Annotated in this window: 20 protein-coding genes and 3 tRNA genes; 12 read left to right on the top strand and 11 right to left on the bottom strand. The window is 71.0% G+C overall.

Annotated elements, in window-relative coordinates; genetic code table 11:
• Window positions 1–30 precede the first annotated feature (30 nt).
• Window positions 31–405: a hypothetical protein gene (locus tag AC4BGC_RS17985; protein WP_490547045.1), complete on the top strand. Its 375-nt coding sequence runs from the start codon at window positions 31–33 to the stop codon at window positions 403–405.
• Between the two features lie 37 nt (window positions 406–442).
• Here the strand turns inward: AC4BGC_RS17985 and AC4BGC_RS17980 are convergent, their stop codons facing one another.
• The gene (locus AC4BGC_RS17980; protein WP_490556989.1) at window positions 443–1,384 is read right to left on the bottom strand and encodes a MerR family transcriptional regulator; all 942 of its coding nucleotides are present in this window, start codon (window positions 1,382–1,384) and stop codon (window positions 443–445) included.
• Window positions 1,385–1,593: 209 nt separating this feature from the next.
• On the opposite strand from AC4BGC_RS17980, the gene AC4BGC_RS17975 reads away from it, so the two are divergent.
• Together AC4BGC_RS17975 and AC4BGC_RS17970 are read left to right on the top strand one after the other, a co-directional pair.
• Window positions 1,594–1,764, top strand: a complete 171-nt coding sequence (locus AC4BGC_RS17975; RefSeq protein WP_490556988.1) for a hypothetical protein — start codon at window positions 1,594–1,596, stop codon at window positions 1,762–1,764.
• Complete coding sequence (locus AC4BGC_RS17970; RefSeq protein ID WP_490556987.1) at window positions 1,761–2,351, top strand: sigma factor-like helix-turn-helix DNA-binding protein; 591 nt, start codon at window positions 1,761–1,763, stop codon at window positions 2,349–2,351. Before AC4BGC_RS17975 ends, AC4BGC_RS17970 begins: the two co-directional genes overlap by 4 nt.
• 165 nt (window positions 2,352–2,516) lie before the next feature.
• On the opposite strand, the gene AC4BGC_RS17965 is transcribed toward AC4BGC_RS17970, so the two are convergent.
• Window positions 2,517–2,602, bottom strand: a tRNA-Leu gene (locus AC4BGC_RS17965).
• A 121-nt stretch (window positions 2,603–2,723) separates the two neighbouring features.
• Here AC4BGC_RS17965 and AC4BGC_RS17960 point away from each other — a divergent pair.
• From AC4BGC_RS17960 to pknB, 7 genes are read left to right on the top strand one after another with little or no spacing between them, the layout of a single operon-like run.
• Window positions 2,724–3,443, top strand: coding sequence for an FHA domain-containing protein (locus AC4BGC_RS17960; RefSeq protein WP_490556986.1), 720 nt, complete (start codon window positions 2,724–2,726; stop codon window positions 3,441–3,443).
• Window positions 3,444–3,450: 7 nt separating this feature from the next.
• Window positions 3,451–3,936 carry an FHA domain-containing protein FhaB/FipA gene (locus tag AC4BGC_RS17955; protein ID WP_490547050.1) on the top strand — a complete coding sequence of 162 codons (486 nt, stop codon included), beginning with the start codon at window positions 3,451–3,453 and terminating at the stop codon, window positions 3,934–3,936.
• A gap of 31 nt (window positions 3,937–3,967) precedes the next feature.
• Window positions 3,968–5,401, top strand: coding sequence for a PP2C family protein-serine/threonine phosphatase (locus AC4BGC_RS17950; RefSeq protein ID WP_490556985.1), 1,434 nt, complete (start codon window positions 3,968–3,970; stop codon window positions 5,399–5,401).
• The gene (locus AC4BGC_RS17945; protein ID WP_490556984.1) at window positions 5,398–6,810 is read left to right on the top strand and encodes an FtsW/RodA/SpoVE family cell cycle protein; all 1,413 of its coding nucleotides are present in this window, start codon (window positions 5,398–5,400) and stop codon (window positions 6,808–6,810) included. Before AC4BGC_RS17950 ends, AC4BGC_RS17945 begins: the two co-directional genes overlap by 4 nt.
• Entirely contained in the window at window positions 6,807–8,297 is a 1,491-nt protein-coding gene (locus AC4BGC_RS17940; RefSeq protein WP_490556983.1) for a peptidoglycan D,D-transpeptidase FtsI family protein, read from the top strand. Before AC4BGC_RS17945 ends, AC4BGC_RS17940 begins: the two co-directional genes overlap by 4 nt.
• On the top strand, window positions 8,294–10,003 hold the full coding sequence (locus AC4BGC_RS17935; protein WP_490556982.1) for a serine/threonine protein kinase: 1,710 nt from the start codon (window positions 8,294–8,296) through the stop codon (window positions 10,001–10,003). The genes AC4BGC_RS17940 and AC4BGC_RS17935 overlap by 4 nt, the downstream gene beginning before the upstream one ends.
• 6 nt (window positions 10,004–10,009) lie before the next feature.
• Window positions 10,010–11,737, top strand: coding sequence for a Stk1 family PASTA domain-containing Ser/Thr kinase (gene pknB / locus AC4BGC_RS17930; protein ID WP_490556981.1), 1,728 nt, complete (start codon window positions 10,010–10,012; stop codon window positions 11,735–11,737).
• 43 nt (window positions 11,738–11,780) lie between these two features.
• On the opposite strand, the gene AC4BGC_RS17925 is transcribed toward pknB, so the two are convergent.
• Window positions 11,781–12,548: a DUF881 domain-containing protein gene (locus tag AC4BGC_RS17925; protein WP_490547056.1), complete on the bottom strand. Its 768-nt coding sequence runs from the start codon at window positions 12,546–12,548 to the stop codon at window positions 11,781–11,783.
• Window positions 12,549–12,577: 29 nt separating this feature from the next.
• Here AC4BGC_RS17925 and AC4BGC_RS17920 point away from each other — a divergent pair, with 29 nt between their 5' ends.
• On the top strand, window positions 12,578–13,168 hold the full coding sequence (locus tag AC4BGC_RS17920; protein WP_490556980.1) for a cell division protein CrgA: 591 nt from the start codon (window positions 12,578–12,580) through the stop codon (window positions 13,166–13,168).
• A gap of 161 nt (window positions 13,169–13,329) precedes the next feature.
• Here AC4BGC_RS17920 and AC4BGC_RS17915 read toward each other — a convergent pair whose 3' ends face one another.
• Both AC4BGC_RS17915 and AC4BGC_RS17910 read right to left on the bottom strand, forming a co-directional pair.
• Entirely contained in the window at window positions 13,330–14,130 is an 801-nt protein-coding gene (locus tag AC4BGC_RS17915) for a rhomboid family intramembrane serine protease (protein WP_490556979.1), read from the bottom strand.
• A gap of 137 nt (window positions 14,131–14,267) precedes the next feature.
• Complete coding sequence (locus tag AC4BGC_RS17910; protein ID WP_490547061.1) at window positions 14,268–14,783, bottom strand: peptidylprolyl isomerase; 516 nt, start codon at window positions 14,781–14,783, stop codon at window positions 14,268–14,270.
• A gap of 242 nt (window positions 14,784–15,025) precedes the next feature.
• Between AC4BGC_RS17910 and AC4BGC_RS17905 the strand changes: the two genes are divergently transcribed.
• Complete coding sequence (locus tag AC4BGC_RS17905; protein WP_490547062.1) at window positions 15,026–15,772, top strand: DUF5324 family protein; 747 nt, start codon at window positions 15,026–15,028, stop codon at window positions 15,770–15,772.
• A 9-nt stretch (window positions 15,773–15,781) separates the two neighbouring features.
• On the opposite strand, the gene AC4BGC_RS17900 is transcribed toward AC4BGC_RS17905, so the two are convergent.
• The 6 genes from AC4BGC_RS17900 to AC4BGC_RS17875 form a co-directional block, all read right to left on the bottom strand.
• Window positions 15,782–16,246, bottom strand: coding sequence for a DUF3817 domain-containing protein (locus tag AC4BGC_RS17900; protein ID WP_490547064.1), 465 nt, complete (start codon window positions 16,244–16,246; stop codon window positions 15,782–15,784).
• Window positions 16,243–16,989, bottom strand: coding sequence for an SURF1 family protein (locus AC4BGC_RS17895; protein ID WP_490556978.1), 747 nt, complete (start codon window positions 16,987–16,989; stop codon window positions 16,243–16,245). The genes AC4BGC_RS17900 and AC4BGC_RS17895 overlap by 4 nt, the downstream gene beginning before the upstream one ends.
• Before the next feature lie 22 nt (window positions 16,990–17,011).
• Window positions 17,012–17,485 carry a GNAT family N-acetyltransferase gene (locus AC4BGC_RS17890; RefSeq protein WP_490547067.1) on the bottom strand — a complete coding sequence of 158 codons (474 nt, stop codon included), beginning with the start codon at window positions 17,483–17,485 and terminating at the stop codon, window positions 17,012–17,014.
• A 76-nt stretch (window positions 17,486–17,561) separates the two neighbouring features.
• Window positions 17,562–17,637, bottom strand: a tRNA-Ala gene (locus AC4BGC_RS17885).
• Window positions 17,638–17,643: 6 nt separating this feature from the next.
• The gene (locus tag AC4BGC_RS17880; RefSeq protein ID WP_490547068.1) at window positions 17,644–17,769 is read right to left on the bottom strand and encodes a DLW-39 family protein; all 126 of its coding nucleotides are present in this window, start codon (window positions 17,767–17,769) and stop codon (window positions 17,644–17,646) included.
• Window positions 17,770–17,794: 25 nt separating this feature from the next.
• Window positions 17,795–17,868: transfer RNA gene (locus AC4BGC_RS17875), tRNA-Ile, on the bottom strand.
• Between the last annotated feature and the right edge of the window lie 41 nt (window positions 17,869–17,909).

The raw sequence follows: 17,909 nt of genomic DNA, 5'->3' as shown, positions 1-17,909 counted from the left end.
GGCGGGTCCTGAGCGGACTAGAATCTAGTCGTGAACCCCCAGAACAACCTTCCGACCCAGACACCCGTACGGCGTCCGCGGCACCTGCTCGACCCCGCAGACGTCGCGCAGAGCCACCGGCGGTCGCAGTCCACGAAGGAGTCGCTGACCAACGTCCAGCGCTGGGTGATGTCGGTCCTCGCGGTCACCACGATCCTGCACCTCGCAGGCGGCCTGGTGCTCGCCGCGGTCTACATGCCCGAGTCGCGCCTCGACGCCCGCATCGGCCTGAACGTGATCGCAGCGATCATCGGCGTCCTCGCCGTGGTCACGGCCAGGGCCATCCACCAGAAGCCACCGTTGACCCCGTGGCTGGCCCTGGGCCTGGTCCCCGGCCTCCTCGGCCTGTGGATCGTGCTCGCCTGACCCGACCCGGAACCGTCGTGGACACCGCCCGGGCGGGCTAGTGGCTGTCCGCGTGGAGGAGGTCGTCGATCTCCTCGGCGGCGATGCGGATCTTCGCCGCGAGCGGGCGCACACCCTCCGGCAGCCCGGCTCCTGAGGCACCCCCGGAGCACACCAGCAGCCCGGGGTGCTCGCTGCGCAGTCGCTCGGCGACCCGGACGGCTTGGGCCCGGTCCTCCTCGGTGACCACCGCCAGCACCGCTGCCCGTGCCGCATGGCTGCGCACGGCGGTGTCCCAGCTGCTCACCGGGACGTTGGCACCGAGGTAGAGCACGTTGAGCCCCCTTCTGCGGATCGCGGTCGCGAAGGCCAGTGCCCCGAGCTCGTGCTGGCTGCCCGCAGGCAGCCCGACCACCACCGCCGGGCCGCGGGCCCGGCTCCCCGCCGCATCGAACGCCGCCGAGAGCCGCCGGTGCACGGCGTGACTGGCCGCGTGCTCGCCGGCGACGTCGATCTCGCCTCCCGCCCAGGCCTCACCCAGCGCCTCGAGGGTCGGGAAGAGCCAGGAGTCCACGACGTGCTCGAACGAGCCCAGGGAGAACGCCTGGTCGAGGGCGCCCTCCACGAGTGCTTCGTCCAGCTCGGCTGCACCCTGGAGGAACTGCTGCATCAGCGCCATCGCGGGCGGGAGCGCGTCGGCGGGTGGAATCGCGTGGTCGTGCCGCTCGCCCTCCTCCACGTGCTGTCGCGGGACGCGGTCCGCCGGCGGCTGCGGCAGCGCCTCCCCGCGACCGCGCACTGCTCGCGCCGCCTCCGCCGGGGACCACCCGTCGTCGACGAGCCGGCGCATGGCGGAGAGCACGGCCAGCGCCTCGGGATCGTAGAGGCGGTAGCCGGAGGCACTGCGGTGCGGCTCAACGACGGCGTACCGCTTCTCCCATGACCGCAGTGAGGACTCGGGAATCCCGGTGAGGCGTGCCGCCTGCTTGATCGTGTACATGGTTTGTGCAGAGTAAACCAGATTCAACCCTAATCAAACCCTAGACACGCCCCACGTCCCCGCTTATGTTTGACATCACCCTCATCCGTTAAATCACGGCGGACGCCCAGGAGGCTCTCGGGATGAACCCACCAGCGCGGCATGGCCACATTGCCCACCTACCTCCGCCGACCCGAGCTCCCTGGTATGCCGCCGAACGGGTGGAGCGCGTGCGGCAGGAGCTGTGCAGCGAGCTGGAGTCGGCTGTCGAGTTCGCCGACTTCTGCACGTTCCTGACCGCCGGCAAGACCGAGGCCGTCGCCGCCCGGCTGGTGTGCGCGGCGCAGACCCTCTATGACCAGACGGTCGAGGACCTGGCCCGGACCGGGGGGTCGCGATGACCGGGCGCCACCGCAGGGACGTGGACCGCGCGCGGCTGACGGCAGGCCGTCGAGGCGACCGGGGCGGAGCCCACCGCATCCGCATCGGGATGAGGACCGGCTTCACGCCCGCCCAGCTGCGGCCCCAGGACAGTGCGGCCGAGGAGGCACGGAACCGGCTGCGGGCCAACGACCTCTGGGAGGGCCACGGTGCAGCGGCCTACGCCCTGGCTCGCGCCCTGCTCGGCAACGACCTCGCCGCCGCGCGGGCCGTCGAGCGCGGAATGGCCGACGTCACCGCCTCCGGAGGACGGGGGTCACCCAACGAGATCCGCCGCGACCTCGCGCGGCACGTCTACCTGCACTGCCAGGAGCTCGACGACCAGGCGCCCTGGTCGCTGCGCCTGCCCGCCTCGATGGTGTGGCTCGGACAGCTCGCCCAGCTCCAGCGTGCCTGTCTGGCGCTGTGCGTCTTCGGCGGTCACACCCACCGCGAGGCAGCCGCCCTGATCGGGGTCTCCCCGGCGACGGTGGCCCGGTCGCTGACCGCGGGGCTGCGCGAGCTCGGCGTGCTCTCGAGCGGCGGGCCCGCGACCGCGACCGGCTGAGCCTTCCCGGACCGTTCACTCGAACGGTGCCGGGTCTCCCGCCCGGCTGCCGGCGAGGCGGCCGCGTGCGCCGGCCCACGCCGGGGGCACCGCCTGCCCACCGGAGCAGGTCGGGAAGTGAACCGGCCCGGTCACCACTCTCGGGGTGACCGGGCCTCACTTCTCTGGTGCGCGAGGGGGGAGTTGAACCCCCACGCCCTCTCGGGCACACGGACCTGAACCGTGCGCGTCTGCCATTCCGCCACTCGCGCCAGAAGCGACGTCAGGCTATCCCACGTCGTCTCAGTGACCCAAACCGGGACCTGAACGGTCGCACTGTCCGGATACGATCGCGGGAACGCCCGATCGGTAGAAACCTGAGGGGAGGCCGCCGTGAGTGCACTGCAACGATTCGAGAACAGGCTCGAGCAGATGATCTCGGGCATCTTCGCCCGGACCTTCCGCAGCGCTGTGCAACCAGTCGAGATCGCCTCCGCGCTGAACCGCGAGGTGGACAACTCCGCGCAGATCCTCAGCCGCGACCGCCGACTGGTGCCCAACGCGTTCGAGGTGGAGCTCTCCGCCAGCGACCACGAGCGCCTCGAGGCGCTCGGTACCCAGCTGCCCCGAGAGCTCACCGAGATGCTGCGCGAGCACGCCGCCCAGCAGTCCTACGTCTTCACCGGCCCGGTCAAGATCGCCCTCGAGGTCAGCGACGACCTCACCACCGGGCGGTTCCGGATCCGGAGCAAGGCGGTCTCGAGCTCCAGTCTCGCGGCAGGCGACCCCACCGACACCCAGGTACGCCGGGCCACCGCCACCTTGGCGATCAACGGGGAGAACCTCCCGCTGGCGCCTCCCGGCATCGTGGTGGGCCGAGGGAACGACGCCGACCTGCGAATCGACGATCCGGGCGTGTCGCGCAAGCACATCGAGATCCGGGTGGAGGAGGCTCTGACGCCGGGCGAGCTGCCCCGCATCACCGTCCACGACCTGGGCTCCACCAACGGCGTCCTGGTCAACGGCAAGCGAGTCGAGAAGGCCACCCTCACCGATGGTGCGACGATGAAGATCGGCAACACGACCATGTCCCTGCACCTCAACCAAGGGTGAGTGTGACTTGTCCGAGCTGACCCTGTTCCTGATTCGGCTCGCCTATCTGGCGATCCTGTGGATCTTCGTACTCTCCTGCATCTCGGTGATCCGCTCCGACATGTTCGGTGCGCGGGTCGCCCGGCAGGAGTCCGGTCGCGGCCGCTCACGCCAGGACCGTCGGCCGAAGGCCAAGGCGAAGCCGGCCAAGCCCCGTCGCGGCGTGCCCACGCAGGTGGTCATCGTCGACGGCGGCAACAAGGGTGAGGCCGTCTCCCTCGAGCAGGCCCCGCTGCTGATCGGCCGCGGGAACGACGCCGCGATCCGCCTCGACGACGACTACGTCTCCACCAGGCACGCCCGCATCGCCAGCTCCGGGGAGCAGTGGTTCGTGGAGGACCTCGGCTCCACGAACGGCACCTACGTGGGCACCAGCAGGATCACCCAGCCCACGACGCTCCAGCTCGGCACGCAGGTCCGCATCGGGAAGACGATCCTGGAGCTGCGCAAGTGAGCATCCGACCGGGCTGCACGTTGGGCCCCACATGAGGCTTCGCTACTCCGCGCTCTCCGACGTCGGTCGGGTGCGGCGCGACAACCAGGACTCCGGGTACGCCGGTCCCCACCTGCTGGTGGTCGCCGACGGCGTCGGCGGGTCGGCCAGCGGCGACGTCGCCAGCAGCGCCACCGTCAACGTGCTGCGCCGCCTCGACAACGCGCCCGGGGACGACATGCTCGGCGCGCTGGCGGGCTCCATCCACCGCAGCCACGACCAGATCGCTGCCCTGGTCAAGGAGACCCCGGCACTCGAGGGGACCAGCACAACGGTCACTGCGGTCATCTTCGACGGCGCCCAGATCGGCGTGGCGCACGTCGGGGACAGCCGCGGCTACCTGCTGCGCGACGGCAGCCTCTCCCAGCTGACCACCGACCACACCTTCGTGCAGAGCCTGATCGACGAAGGCCGGATCACCGAGGACGAGGCCCGGGTCCACCCGCACCGCAACCTGATCCTGCGGGCCGTCGACGGCGTGCACGAGCCCGAACCGGACGTGTTCATCCTCGAGGTCGCCGCGGGCGACCGGCTGCTGCTGTGCTCCGACGGCTGCTCGGGAGTGCTCTCGGACCAGGAGCTCACCCGCCTGCTCGGCGAGGGGACCCCCGACTCGGCTGCGGTCGCCCTGGTGAACGCCTCGCTGGACGCCGGGAGCACCGACAACGTGACGGTCGTGATCGCGGATGTCGTCTCCGACGACGCCGCCCACGACAGCGACACCTCGGCCGCGGCGACCACCGGCCCCATGCTCGTCGGCGCCGCCGCCGAGGGCCCCGGCCGCGGCGCTACGGGCTCCGCCGGCGGCTCGGCACGGGCAGCCGACACCGGCGAGCTCGACCCGATCGACGACCCAGGAGGTGGCCCAGGAGGTGGCCCAGCCGGTGGCTCGGCCACCGGGGCCGATCTCGATCCCGAGGAGGCGCGCTACGCCCCCCGGCCGCCCAAGCGGTTCATCTGGGCGAGGAGCCTGGCCGCGGTGGCGCTGGTGGCCGTCCTGGTCGGCATCGTCGCGGTGGCCGGATACAAGTGGACGCAGGGCCAGTACTACGTCGCCAACGACGACGAGGTGGTGGCGATCTTCCGCGGCGTCGAGGCCGACCTCCCCGGCATCCGCCTGCACCGGGTCGAGGAGAGGAGCGACCTGCTCCTGGACCGGCTGCCGACCTACAACGCCCGGCAGGTCCGCGACGGCATCAGTGCGAACAGCCTCGAGGACGCCCGCGGCATCCTCACCCGGCTCGAGGGGCTCGAGCTGTGCCCAGAGCCTCCGGCACCGGCACCGTCGTCCTCCCCCAGCGCGAGCGCCAGTCCCAGCCCGGCCCCGAAGTCGGAGAAGAAGCAGCAGCGCGCGGCCCCGTCGCCCTCGCCGTCGTCGTCCCCGACGACCAGCCCGGCCGACTGCACCGAGGTCGAGTCGCCATGAGCAACCGATCCCCACAGCGCAGCCCGCAGGGCCTGACCGGCTTCGTCCACCGGCGCCGCCGCGGAGCCGAGCTGTTCCTGCTGCTGCTCAGCCTGGTCGTCGGCATCGGGGCGTACGCCGCCGTCGACCTCGGCGTCAACGGCACCCTGCCGGTCAACCTGCTCACCTACGGCTCGTGGCTCGCGGTCCTGGTGATCGGCTGCCACGTGGTGGTCCGGAAGTTCGCGGCGTACGCCGACCCGATCCTGCTCCCGATCGTCTCGGCCCTCAACGGGCTCGGCCTGGCGATGATCCACCGCATCGACCTGGCCCGGCAGGCCCGCAACCCCGACGCCAACGGCTTCGCCGACGCCCAGCTGATCTGGATGACGCTGGGGACCCTGCTCTTCGCGGTGGTCCTGATCGGACTTCGCGACCATCGCCGGCTCCAGGCGTTCACCTACACCTTCGGGCTCGCCGCCATCGTGCTGCTGCTGCTGCCGCTGCTGCCGGGCCTGGGGCGCACCATCAACGGCTCCCGGATCTGGATCAACGTCGGCCCGCTGAGCTTCCAGCCCGGCGAGGTCGCCAAGGTGCTCCTGGTGATCGCGTTCGCCGGCTACCTCGTGCAGCACCGCGACGCCCTGGCGCTGGCCGGGCGCAGGTTCCTGTTCGTGGACCTGCCGCGCGGCCGTGACCTGGGCCCGATCGTCGCGATGTGGCTGGTCTCCCTCGGCATCCTGGTCTTCCAGCGCGACCTCGGCTCCTCCTTGCTGTTCTTCGGGCTCTTCCTGGTGATGCTCTACGTCGCGACCGAGCGACCCGGGTGGCTGGTGATCGGTGGGGCCCTGTTCGTCGGCGGCGCCTACCTGGGCTACCTCTCCCTGAGCCACGTGCAGTCCCGGGTCGCGGCCTGGCTGGACCCCTTCGACAGCGAGTCCAACGCCTACCAGCTGGTCCAGGGCCTCTACGGCATGGGCTGGGGAGGCCTCATCGGACGCGGTCTGGGTCAGGGCCAGCCGCAGATCACCCCGCTGTCGTGGTCGGACTTCATCCTGCCCTCGCTGGGCGAGGAGCTCGGCCTGACCGGGGTGATGGCGATCATCCTGCTCTACGGGATCCTGGTCGAGCGCGGCCTGCGCACGGCGCTGATCTGCCGTGACGACTTCGGCAAGCTGATGGCCACCGGTCTCGCGGTCGTCTTCGCACTCCAGGTCTTCGTGGTGATCGGCGGCGTCACCCGGCTGATCCCCCTGACCGGCCTCACCACCCCGTTCCTGTCCCAGGGCGGCTCCAGCCTGGTCGCCAACTGGGCGATCGTGGCGCTGCTGCTGCGCATCTCCGACCAGGCACGAAGGCCACCCCCGGAGCTGCTCGAGCCCGACGACTACGACGCCGATGCCACCCAGGTGGTGAGAGTCCAGCGATGAACAAGCCCATCCGAAACCTCGCCGTCGCCTCGATGTTCATGTTCCTGGCGCTGCTGGTCAACGTGACCTACGTGCAGTACTGGCAGGCCGACGACCTCACCTCGCTCAGCCAGCACCCGGACAACAAGCGCGTCCGCGACGCCGAGTTCTCCCGCGAGCGCGGCCCCATCCTCGTCCGGGACAAGGCGGTCGCGGAGAGCAACAAGTCCGACGACGTCTACAAGTTCCAGCGCGTCTACCCCCAGGGCCTGGAGTACTCCCACCTCACCGGCTACTTCTCCCTCGACTGGGGACTGGCCGGGATCGAGGCGACCGAGAACTCCATCCTCTCCGGCAGCGACTCCAGCCTGTTCGTCACCCGCGTGATCGACCTGGTCGACAACGAGCCCCCCAAGGGCGGCAGCGTCACGCTGACGGTGAACCCCAAGGCGCAGAAGGCGGCATACGACGGCCTCAAGGCCCTCGGCGACAACGTGCGCGGCGCCGTGGTCGCGCTGGAGCCGAACACCGGGAAGATCCTGGCGATGGTCTCCAGCCCCAACTACAACCCCAACCGGATCGCCAGCCACGACTTCGCGGCGGCCGGCAAGGCCAAGCGGAGCCTGGAGGCCAACCCGCTGAATCCGCTCGACAACCGCGCGATCGAGGAGGTGCTGCCGCCCGGGTCGGTGTTCAAGCTGGTCACCGCGGCCGCCGCCCTCGACACCGGCAAGTACGACCCCGACACCCAGGTGCCCGGCGGCGCGCGCCTCGACCTCCCGTTGACCACCCGCGACCTGGTCAACGAGAGCCGGGGCTCGTGCGGCGGCGACAAGATCAGCTTCACCCGTGCCCTCGAGGTCTCCTGCAACGTCGCGTTCGGTGACGTGGGGATGAAGATCGGCGCGGACAAGCTGCGCGAGACGGCCGAGAAGTTCGGCTTCGGCAAGCGCTACTTCCGCCAGCTCGACGACTCCCTGACCCGGCAGTCGCTGAGCCGCTTCCCCGAGGACCCCGACGAGCCGCAGACCGCCCTGTCGGCGATCGGGCAGTTCGACGTGGCCGCCACGCCGCTCCAGATGGCGATGGTGGCCGCCGGGATCGCCAACGACGGAGTGGTGATGAAGCCCTACCTGGTCGACGAGACCAAGTCGCCCAAGCTGGAGAACATCAGCAAGGCCACGCCCGAGCCGATGCCCGACCAGCCGGCGATGAGCTCATCGGCCTCGCGCGACCTGCGCCAGATGATGGTCTCCGTCGTCGACCGGGGCACCGGCCGGCCGGCGCAGATCCCGGGCGTCGAGGTGGCCGGGAAGACCGGTACGGCGCAGAGCTCGCCCGATCGGCCTCCGTACGCCTGGTTCGTCTCGTTCGCGCCCGCGCAGAACTCCCAGGTCGCGGTCGCCGTGCTCGTCCAGGACGCCGGGGTGGCCCGTGACCAGATCTCCGGCAGCGGTCTCGGCGCTCCCATCGCCAAGGCGGTCATGGAAGCGGTGATCGACAAGTGACGCCAGGACCCGACGACCAGCCCACGAGCCCCGGCGGGCCCACGGATCCCAGTGAGCGCTACCAGCGCATCTCCCGGATCGCGACCGGCGGGATGGGCGAGGTCTGGCGCGCCCGCGACGCGCTGCTGGGCCGCGAGGTGGCCGTCAAGATCCTCAAGCGCGAGTACGCCGACGACCCCACCTTCCGCGCCCGGTTCGAGGCCGAGGCCCGGCACGCCGCCGGCCTCCACCACCCCGGGATCGCCTCGGTCTTCGACTACGGCGTGCTCCCCGGCCCGAACACCCCCTTCCTGGTGATGGAGCTCGTCGACGGCAAGCCGCTCTCGGACCTGCTGGCCAACGGGCAGCCCTTCGACCCCGAGGTGGCGCGCGGTCTCGCGCTCCAGGTCGCTGAGGCCCTCGCCGTGGCCCATGCCGCCGGGGTGGTCCACCGCGACGTGAAGCCGGCCAACCTGCTGGTCACGCCGGACGGCCGGGTGAAGATCACCGACTTCGGCATCGCCCAGGCCACCAACTCGGTCGCGTTCACCCAGACCGGGCAGATCGTCGGCACCCCGCAGTACCTCTCCCCCGAGCAGGCCCGCGGCAACCAAGCCACGGCGGCCAGCGACGTCTACGCCCTCGGGGTGGTGCTCTTCGAGTGCCTGACCGGACGGCGGCCGTTCAACGCCGACACCCCGATCGCGACCGCCCTCGCACAGATCCAGCAGGACGTCCCCCCGCTGCCCGACTCGGTCCCGGCCGGCCTCGCAGCCGTGGTGACCCGGGCCCTGGCCAAGGACCCCCGGCAGCGTTACCCCGACGGCGCCGCCATCGCGACGGCCCTGCGCGAGTGCGCCGACGGCGGTATGCCGACCGCGGTCGTCCCGCTGGCCGCCCCCCACGACGACTCGACCCAGGTGATGACCTCCACAGCGGCGCCCCTCGCGGGAGGCGCTGCGCTCGCGGACGCCGAGGAGGAGGACGTCCCCGAGGAGCAGCCGAAGCGCTCGCGCTGGCCGTTGTACGCCGCCGGGGCGCTCGTCCTGCTGCTGCTCGCGGCCCTGCTCGTCACCAAGCCGTGGGCCGGCGACGACGCCGCCACCGAGAACGGCGTCGAGAGCTCTGCGCCCGCGGACCCGGAGGAGGAGACCGTGCGCGTGCGGCGCGCCGACTACATCGGCGAGCCCGTCGACGACGCCGTGGCAGCCCTGGAGGACCTCGGGCTGGAGACCAGGACCCGCACCCGGGACAACACCGGCGACCGGGAGGCCGGCACGGTCGCCGACCTGAACCCGACCGGAAGCGTCCCGGCGGGAGCGACGATCACCCTCGAGGTCTGGGGGGAGGCGCCGGCCGAGCCCACGGAGCCCGAGCAGGACGACGACGGCGACCAGGGCCAGGGCGACCAGGGTGACCAGGACGACCAGGGCGACCAGGGCGACCAGGGCGATTCCGGCGAGGAGGACCCGGGCCAGGGCAATGGCAACCAGGACAACGGCAACCAGGGCAACGGGAACCAGGGCGGGAACCAGGGCGGGAACCAGGGCGGCGGCGACTCCGGGAACGGGAACGGGAACGGGTCGGGCACCGGCGGCACCACCGAGCAGCCCGGGACCCAGGCCCCGCAGGAGTCGACCTCACCCGGGGCGGGGGCACCGCCGGCGAACCCGCAGGGTGAGACGGTCACGCCCAGCCGGCCCGTGCCGTCGCAGAAGGGGGACTGATCGGCGATGACCGAACCGCACCGCATCGGCGGCCGCTACGAGGTGGGCGAGCTGCTCGGGCGAGGGGGCATGGCCGAGGTCCGCAAGGGCACCGACGTCCGTCTGGGACGCACCGTGGCCATCAAGCGCCTGCGCACCGACCTGGCCAGTGACGCCACCTTCCAGGCGCGGTTCCGGCGCGAGGCCCAGTCGGCGGCCTCCCTGAACCACCCCGCGATCGTCTCGGTCTACGACACCGGCGAGGAGATGTCGACCGACGGCAGCCACGTCGCCCAGCCCTACATCGTGATGGAGTACGTCGCCGGCCGGACCCTGCGCGACATCGTCCGCGAAGGCCGCAAGATCCTGCCCGAGCGCGCCCTGGAGATCACCTCCGGCGTGCTCGACGCGCTCGACTACAGCCACCGGGCCGGGATCATCCACCGCGACATCAAGCCCGGGAACGTGATGCTCACCCCCTCCGGTGACGTCAAGGTGATGGACTTCGGCATCGCCCGCGCCGTCTCGGACGCCTCCAGCACGATGACCCAGACCGCGGCCGTGGTCGGCACCGCGCAGTACCTCTCCCCCGAGCAGGCTCGCGGCGAGACCGTCGACTCCCGCTCCGACGTCTACTCCACCGGGTGCCTGCTCTACGAGCTCCTCACCGGCCGGCCGCCCTTCGTCGGCGACAGCCCGGTCTCGGTGGCCTACCAGCACGTGCGCGAGCAGGCCCAGCCGCCGTCGGCGTACGACGAGGAGATCACGCCGGAGATCGACGCGATCGTGATGAAGTCGCTGGCCAAGAACGTGGGTGACCGCTACCCGAGCGCGGCAGCGATGAAGGCCGACATCGACCGCTACCTCGCGGGCCGGCCGGTCCAGGCTCCCGCCGTGGCCGCCCACCCCACCGGCTACCTCCCGCCCGCCGGCGCCACCCAGGTGATGGGGACGCTCGGTCCGCCACCCGAGGACGACGAGCCCGAGCGCAGGAAGCGCGGGCCCGTGATCCTGCTGGTGCTGCTGCTGCTCGCGCTGGTCGCGGCAGGCGTGGTGTTCGGGCCCAGGCTGCTCGACAGCGAGCCCGAGAAGCAGGCGGTGCCGACGATCACCGGCCTGACCCGCGACCAGGCCGAGCGCACCATCCGCGACCGCAACCTCGAGGTGGGCGAGGTCACCACCGCTGCCAGCAAGGAGGTCGCCGAGGGCCGGGTGATCTCGCAGACCCCGCAGGCCGGGCTCGAGGTCGACCCGCAGTCGAAGGTCGACTTCGTCGTCTCCGAGGGAAGACCCCAGGTGGAGCTGCCCAGCGTGGTGGGCCAGCCCAAGGGGGACGCCGCCCAGCAGCTGCGCGGCCTCGGGCTGCGCGTGCTGCTCAGCGATCGCAACGCTGACGACCCGCGCGACCAGGTGGTCGCGATGCAGCCCTCCGCCGGGACGTCGGTGGCCGACGGCTCCAAGGTGACCCTGTTCTGGTCCGACGGCCCCGAGTCGGTGCCGAACGTGGTCGGCAAGACCGAGGCGGAGGCGACCCGGCTGATCGAGGCGGCCGGCTTCAAGGTCAGCCGGGTGACCGACTCCAGCACCGAGTCGCAGAAGGGCACCGTCCTGCAGCAGAGTCCCTCGGCGGGGCAGGAGCTCGACGAGGGCAGCCCCGTGACGATCGTGGTCTCCACCTACGAGCCACCGGCTCCGGCTCCCTCGCCCTCACCGACGCCGACCGAGCCCTCGACCTCGGCCCTGCCCACGCCCTGAGGCCCGCCCAGAGAGCGGCCCAGAACAGCGGCCCAGCAAGGGCTCAGTCGCGCCCGATGGTGCCGCTGGTGTCCGGCTCGGCGTAGCGCAGGTCGCTGCTGCCGCCGTACGCCGCCATGGTGAGGTCCGACTCGACCCGCACCTCGTAACCGAGGTCGTGGGCGTCGACGTAGGTCTTGTAGCCCGCGATGTAGTCGCTGGCGTCGAGGCTGGCCATCAGGGACCCGACGTCACCGATGGCGGTGATCTCGTAGGGCGGCGCGTAGGGGACGCCGTGCAGCACGACCGTGTTGCCGACGCACTTGATGCCGGTGGTGCTGATCACGCGCTGCTCCTGCAGCGTCATCGCCTCGGCCCCGCCCGCCCAGAGCGCGTTCACCACGGCCTGGATGTCCTGCTGGTGCACGACGAGCTGGTCGGCGGTCACCTCGCCGTCCTCCAGGGCGCGGTCGATGGCGTCCTCGGGCGCGTCCTCGAGCACCACCGTCACGGCCGGCCCGCGGACCTTCTCGAACCCGGCGGGCCCACGCAGCGCGGCAACCTCGGCCTGCACGTTGCTCACCTCGGCGTCGTCGACCGCCTCACCCAGCGTGGCCACCTCACGGGTGAGGGCGGCTACCCGGCGCTGGAGGGAGTCGGTGCGCTGGCGTTCCTGGCGCACCACGGTGTCCAGGTTGGTGACGCTGGAGGCGCGCAGGTCCAGGCCGCCGGAGGCCAGGGCGCTGGTCACGAACAGGGCGCCGGCCACCACGAAGACCATCATCGCGACCAAGCGCCAGCGGATCGCCTTCAGATGACGGTTGATGCTCAACGGGGCGCCTGCTCTCGATCGGTCCTGGCGTGACTAGGCTAGTGCCTCGCGTCCGGGCTGTTTCCCGGGCCAGCGACCACTGCAACGCATTCTGGGTGCGCGGGGCTGCCCGACGTGCTCGTACCCGATGCCCCAAGGAGTCGACCGTGTCCAAGCCGTCCGCGCGCAAGCCCACCGTGATCGCCAGTGGGTACCAGACCTCGATCCCGCGGACGGTGATCGCCGTGCTGCTGGTCGTGGCGGGGATCGCCTGGATGGCGGTCTACATCAACTACGCCAAGGACGCGGCCACCTTCACGGACTTCCCGGGCGCCAAGAAGCCGGCCAACCCGCTGCCGTGGATGGCCGACCTCGGTCGCTGGAACTTCCTGATCGGGTTCGGGCTGATCTTCGCCGGCCTCGCCGCCTCCGCGCACAAGCTGACCCCCCTGGGCCGGGGGCGCGGCGTGGTGATCGGGATGCTCGGGTGCTTCCTGATCGGGCTGATCTGGATCGTGGCGTTCTACTTCATCGGCCAGGACGGGCCGGTCCCCTTGATGAAGGACCTCGACCAGTACAACCTGCTGGTCGGCATCGGGTTCATGGCGGTGGGGTTTACCTTCGCCACCAAGTGGGAGTAGCCCTACTTACACCGGTGTAGTTCTCCACAGGGTTGTACACAGCTGTGGACAACTTTCACCGGTGTAATTCTGTGGTTTCCCGGCATGGTTCAGGCGTGGCCCAGGCGTGGTTCAGGCGTGGCCCAGGCGTGGTTCAGCCGTGGTCGCCGTGTGCTTCCGGCTCAGCCGGGAGCCACGAGGCCGGCGCCGGAGAGCGCGACCCCGCGGGCCACGATCAGCAACACGGCGATGCCGAGCACCAGCCCGGTGGCGGTCCACTGCACCAGCGAACGGCGCGATCGCGGCGCGTAGGCCATCGCCGCGCCCAGGGCCGCCCCGCCGAGCAGGCCACCGAGGTGCCCCTGCCAGGAGATGCCGCTGAGGGTGAAGGTGAACACCAGGTTCAGTCCGATCCACATCAGGATGGACTGCACCTGCCCACGGACCTTCAACGCGACCACGGCCAGGGCGCCCATCAGGCCGAAGATGGCGCCGGAGGCTCCCAGGGTGGCCACGTAGGCGTTGGACAGCACCATCACCGCCGCGGAGCCGGTGAGGCCGGAGACCAGGTAGAGCGCCAGGAAGCGGGTCCGCCCGAGGACGTTCTCCAGCATCGGTCCCAGGAAGTAGAGCGCAAGCATGTTGAACCCGATGTGCAACGCCTGCTCGTGGGTGAACATCGAGGTGAACGGCTGCCACCAGGCGCCCATCGCGACCCCCTCCGCCAGGACCCGGCCACCGTCGCCGGTGGGCCTGCCGGTGAAGGCGGGGATCAGCGCGAGCTTGTAGAGCACCTCGCTGGTGCGCCCGCCCGTTGCCTGGATCAGCACCCACACCGCGAGGTTGAGGCCGATCAGCACGTAGGTGGTCAGCCGGGGGTCGGCGACGCGCTGGCCGCCGTACGGCGTGAGGAACTGGCGCGAGCCCTTGTTGCCCGCCTTCACGCAGTCGGGGCACTGGAAGCCGACCGCCGCGGGGTTCATGCAGTCAGGGCAGATGGGCCGTTCGCAGCGCTGGCACCGGATCCAGGTCTCCCGGTCGGGGTGGCGGTAGCAGGTGGGCGGGGCGGTCGGCACGTTCGCCGGGCCCGCCCCACCCACCGGCGGACCAACCGGAGGGGTCACCCGCGCTCGATCTCCACCGTCTCAATGACAACCGGCTCGACCGGCTGGTCGCCGCGACCGGTCGGGGTCGAGGCGATCGCGTCGACGACCTCACGGCTGGCCTGGTCGGCCACCTCGCCGAAGATCGTGTGGCGCCGGTTCAGGTGCGGGGTGGGGCCGACGGTGATGAAGAACTGCGAGCCGTTCGTCCCCGGGCCGGCGTTGGCCATCGCGAGCAGGTAGGGACGGTCGAACTGCAGCTCGGGGTGGAACTCGTCCTTGAACTTGTAGCCCGGCCCGCCGGTGCCGGTGCCGAGGGGGCAGCCGCCCTGGATCATGAAGCCCTCGATCACGCGGTGGAAGCCGAGGCCGTCGTAGAACGGCACCCCGGAGCGGCCCGCGTCGTCCTTGTACTCCTTGGTGCCCTCGGCGAGGCCGGTGAAGTTCTCCACCGTCACGGGGGCGTGGTCGGGGAAGAGGTTGATCACGATGTCGCCACGGTTGGTCTTGAGCGTGGCCTTGAGGTCAGACATGTCTGCCTTTCGGGTATGTGTCTTACGAGGACGTCGGCATTGATCCTCCCACGCAGGCCCCAGCGCGGGTCAGGCCGCCCGCAGGGGCCCTTCGGCCAGGCGCCCCAGCCGCGCCGGCAGGTGACCCGGCGCGTCCCTCGCCCGCTCATCCACGGTGGACGCGGGTTTATTTACCCCCGCACACCGGGCATGATCGGGGCTCAGCCGCACCCGAACTCCGCAGAGAGGGAGTCTTGCAACCCATGTTTGCCAAGAGCCGCAAGGAGAAGTTCGTCGAGCAGGCCCAGGACCTCGCCCACGACCTGTCAGAGGCCATCGCCCCACACGTGGAGCGGGCTCGCGACGAGCTCGCCCCGCGCATCAACGACGCGCGCGAGCAGCTCGCGCCCCGTCTGAGCGAGGCTCGCGACCACATCGCCCCGCGCATCAGCGAGGCTCGCGACCACATCGCGCCCCGGATCAACGAGGCACGTGAGCAGCTCGCGCCCTACCTCGCCGACGCGCGCGAGCAGGCCACGCCGTACGTCGAGGACGCTCGCGAACGACTGTCCAAGGGCGCCGCAGCCGCGCTCGCAGCCGGCACCCCGGTGGCGCTCGAGGCCCAGCGCCGCGGGAGCCTGGCCGCCGCCGCCCTCAAGGGTGAGCCGGTCAAGCGCAAGGGCGGCAAGAAGAAGTACTTCGTGATCGCCGGCCTCGCCGGCCTCGGTGTCCTCGCGGTGCAGAAGCTGCGTGGCGGCAACGAGTCGGCCAACTGGCAGACGTCGTACGCCCCGAGCCCCGCACCCGCCGCCCCGGCACCCAGCCCGAGCGCCGCGGCGCCCACGGTCGGCAGCCACGCGGCTGACGTCCCGGCCGACTCCGGTCCGGTCGGCTCCAGCCCCGGTGAGTCCATCTCGGACGCCGTCGAGGAGCCGCACGAGGTGACCACGCCCGACGCTCCCGCCGAGGCCGTGGACGTCACCTCCGTGGAGGACCCCAAGAAGCCCTGAGCGAGCTCCTCAGCCGGCCCGTCGCACCTCGTGCGGCGGGCCGCTGTCGTTCTCGGAGTCGTTCTGCCCGACCGGCGTGCCCCACTCGCGGCGGACGCGGGCCGTGGCACGGTGCTCGGCCCAGAAGCTCAGGATCGGGACGGTGCCCATCAGGAACGTGACCACGCTGAACCCGGTCGGCCACCCGGCTCGGCGGGACAGCTGGAAGGCCGTGAGCACGAAGATCATGTAGAGCCACCCGTGGGCGACGCCGAGCACGCTGGTGATCCACTCGCCCACCTCGTGGCCCCGGCTGCCCTCGGCCCAGAGCGCCGGAGTGGAGTCGAAGATCCCCCACATCGCGGTGCCGTCGAAGTTACCGAGCGGCACGCCGACCAGGATCAGCACGATCAGCAGGATCCCGACGATGGTGGCCATCACCCGGTAGCGCAGCAGCGCGGAACGCAGGTTGGCAGGAAGCTCGACCTTGGTCACGGCTGCGACGCTACCTCTCCGGCCCTGGCCGCCGGTTCCCGGGACGCCTCGAGCACGTCGCGGCACCACCGGACCCAGATGTAGATGGCGAACCCGCCGAAGATCCACCACTGGAAGCCGTAGAGCAGGTTCTTCAGAGAGGTCGTGCTGGAGACGGCCGGGACCGAGTCCGGGGACACCGCGACCAGCCCGGAGGCCTCTCCACTCACGTCGCGAGCCACCACGTAGCCGCTGTAGAGGTCGGCGTCGACGTGCTCGACCATGCTGGCGATCCGCATCTCGGGCATCACGTCGTCGTGCGGGTCGGGGTCGGGGATCCTCGCGCCCTCCGAGGCCTGCAGCCACCCCTCGACCTTCACGGGTCCGTTGGGGACCGCGACGTCGGTGTCCGGGGACCAGCCACGCACGACCGGCATCGCGCTGTCGCCGATCAGGACGGGGGTGACGACCCAGTAGCCGTCCTTGCCGTCGACCTGGCGACCCTCGACGTACAGCGTGTCGCCGGGCATCCACTCACCCTCGAACGCCACCGGCTGGCCGAGGTACTGGCCCGGGAACGCACTGTCGCCGGTCATCGCCTTCGAGAGCGGGATCGGCTCGGCGCGGGTCACGTTGCGAGCCTCCGCCGTACGCGCGGAGTCCCACACGTCCAGCTGCCAGATCCCCAGCAGCGTCGCCGCCGCCAGCGCCGCCACCATCAGCAGATGAGCGCCCCAGTATCGGGGGGCGAGCAGGAGAGACACGCCCCCAGAGTACGGGGGGTCCTCAGGCCGGGCGAATTCCCTCACGGCGCATCCACACGTGCATGATGCCGTCCTCGTCGTAGGGCGCACCCACCGCGCGGAAGCCCAGGCTGGCGTAGAACCCCTCGAGGTGCGCCTGCCCGCCCAGCTCGACCGCGACACCTGGCCAGGCCTCCTCACAGAGGGCCAGTGCCTGCTCCATCAGCCGCCGGCCGAGCTGGTGCCCGCGGGCCGCCTCGTTGACGATCACCCGGCCGATCCGCGGCACCGGGTGCTGCTCGTCGGGAGCCAGGATCCGTGCGTACGCCGCGATCGCGCCACCGTCCCGGCCGACCAGGTGCCGGGTGCCGTCGAGCAGGTCCTGCCCGTCGATGTCCTGGTAGGCGCACTCCTGCTCCACCACGAAGACCGCCGACCGCAGCCTGAGCACGTCGTACAGCGTGGGGACGTCGAGGTCCGCGGGCGCCAGCAGCGACCAGGTGACGGCGAGGCTCATGGAGTCCAGTATCGCCAGTCGCCCCTATGGGGTGGAACGCACGCACCTGCTGCCGGTGATCAACCCCACAGCGGGGTGGTGGAGCCTAGGGGACTCGAACCCCTAACCCCCTGCTTGCAAAGCAGGTGCGCTACCAATTGCGCCAAGGCCCCGGGGGACTACGCCTTCTCGACGCTGTCGGTGGCCTGCTGCCACAGGGCCTGCTCGCGCTTGCCCTCGTCCATCTTCTTCTTCGCGATGACAGCGCCGAGAGCTGCTGCCGCTACGAGCAGGATCTTCTTCACGGCTGTCTCCTCCAGTGGTGGTCGGTGGGCCTAAGAGGACTTGAACCTCTGACCTCTTCCTTATCAGGGAAGCGCTCTAACCGTCTGAGCTATAGGCCCGGAAGTGCACCCGCGACTGCTGCCGGGTGGACCGAGAGGGA

This window comes from Nocardioides sp. Z38_18 (assembly GCF_058215695.1).
The sequence above is the reverse complement of the archived record's forward strand: the minus strand, read 5'-3'. Positions and strand labels throughout refer to the sequence as shown.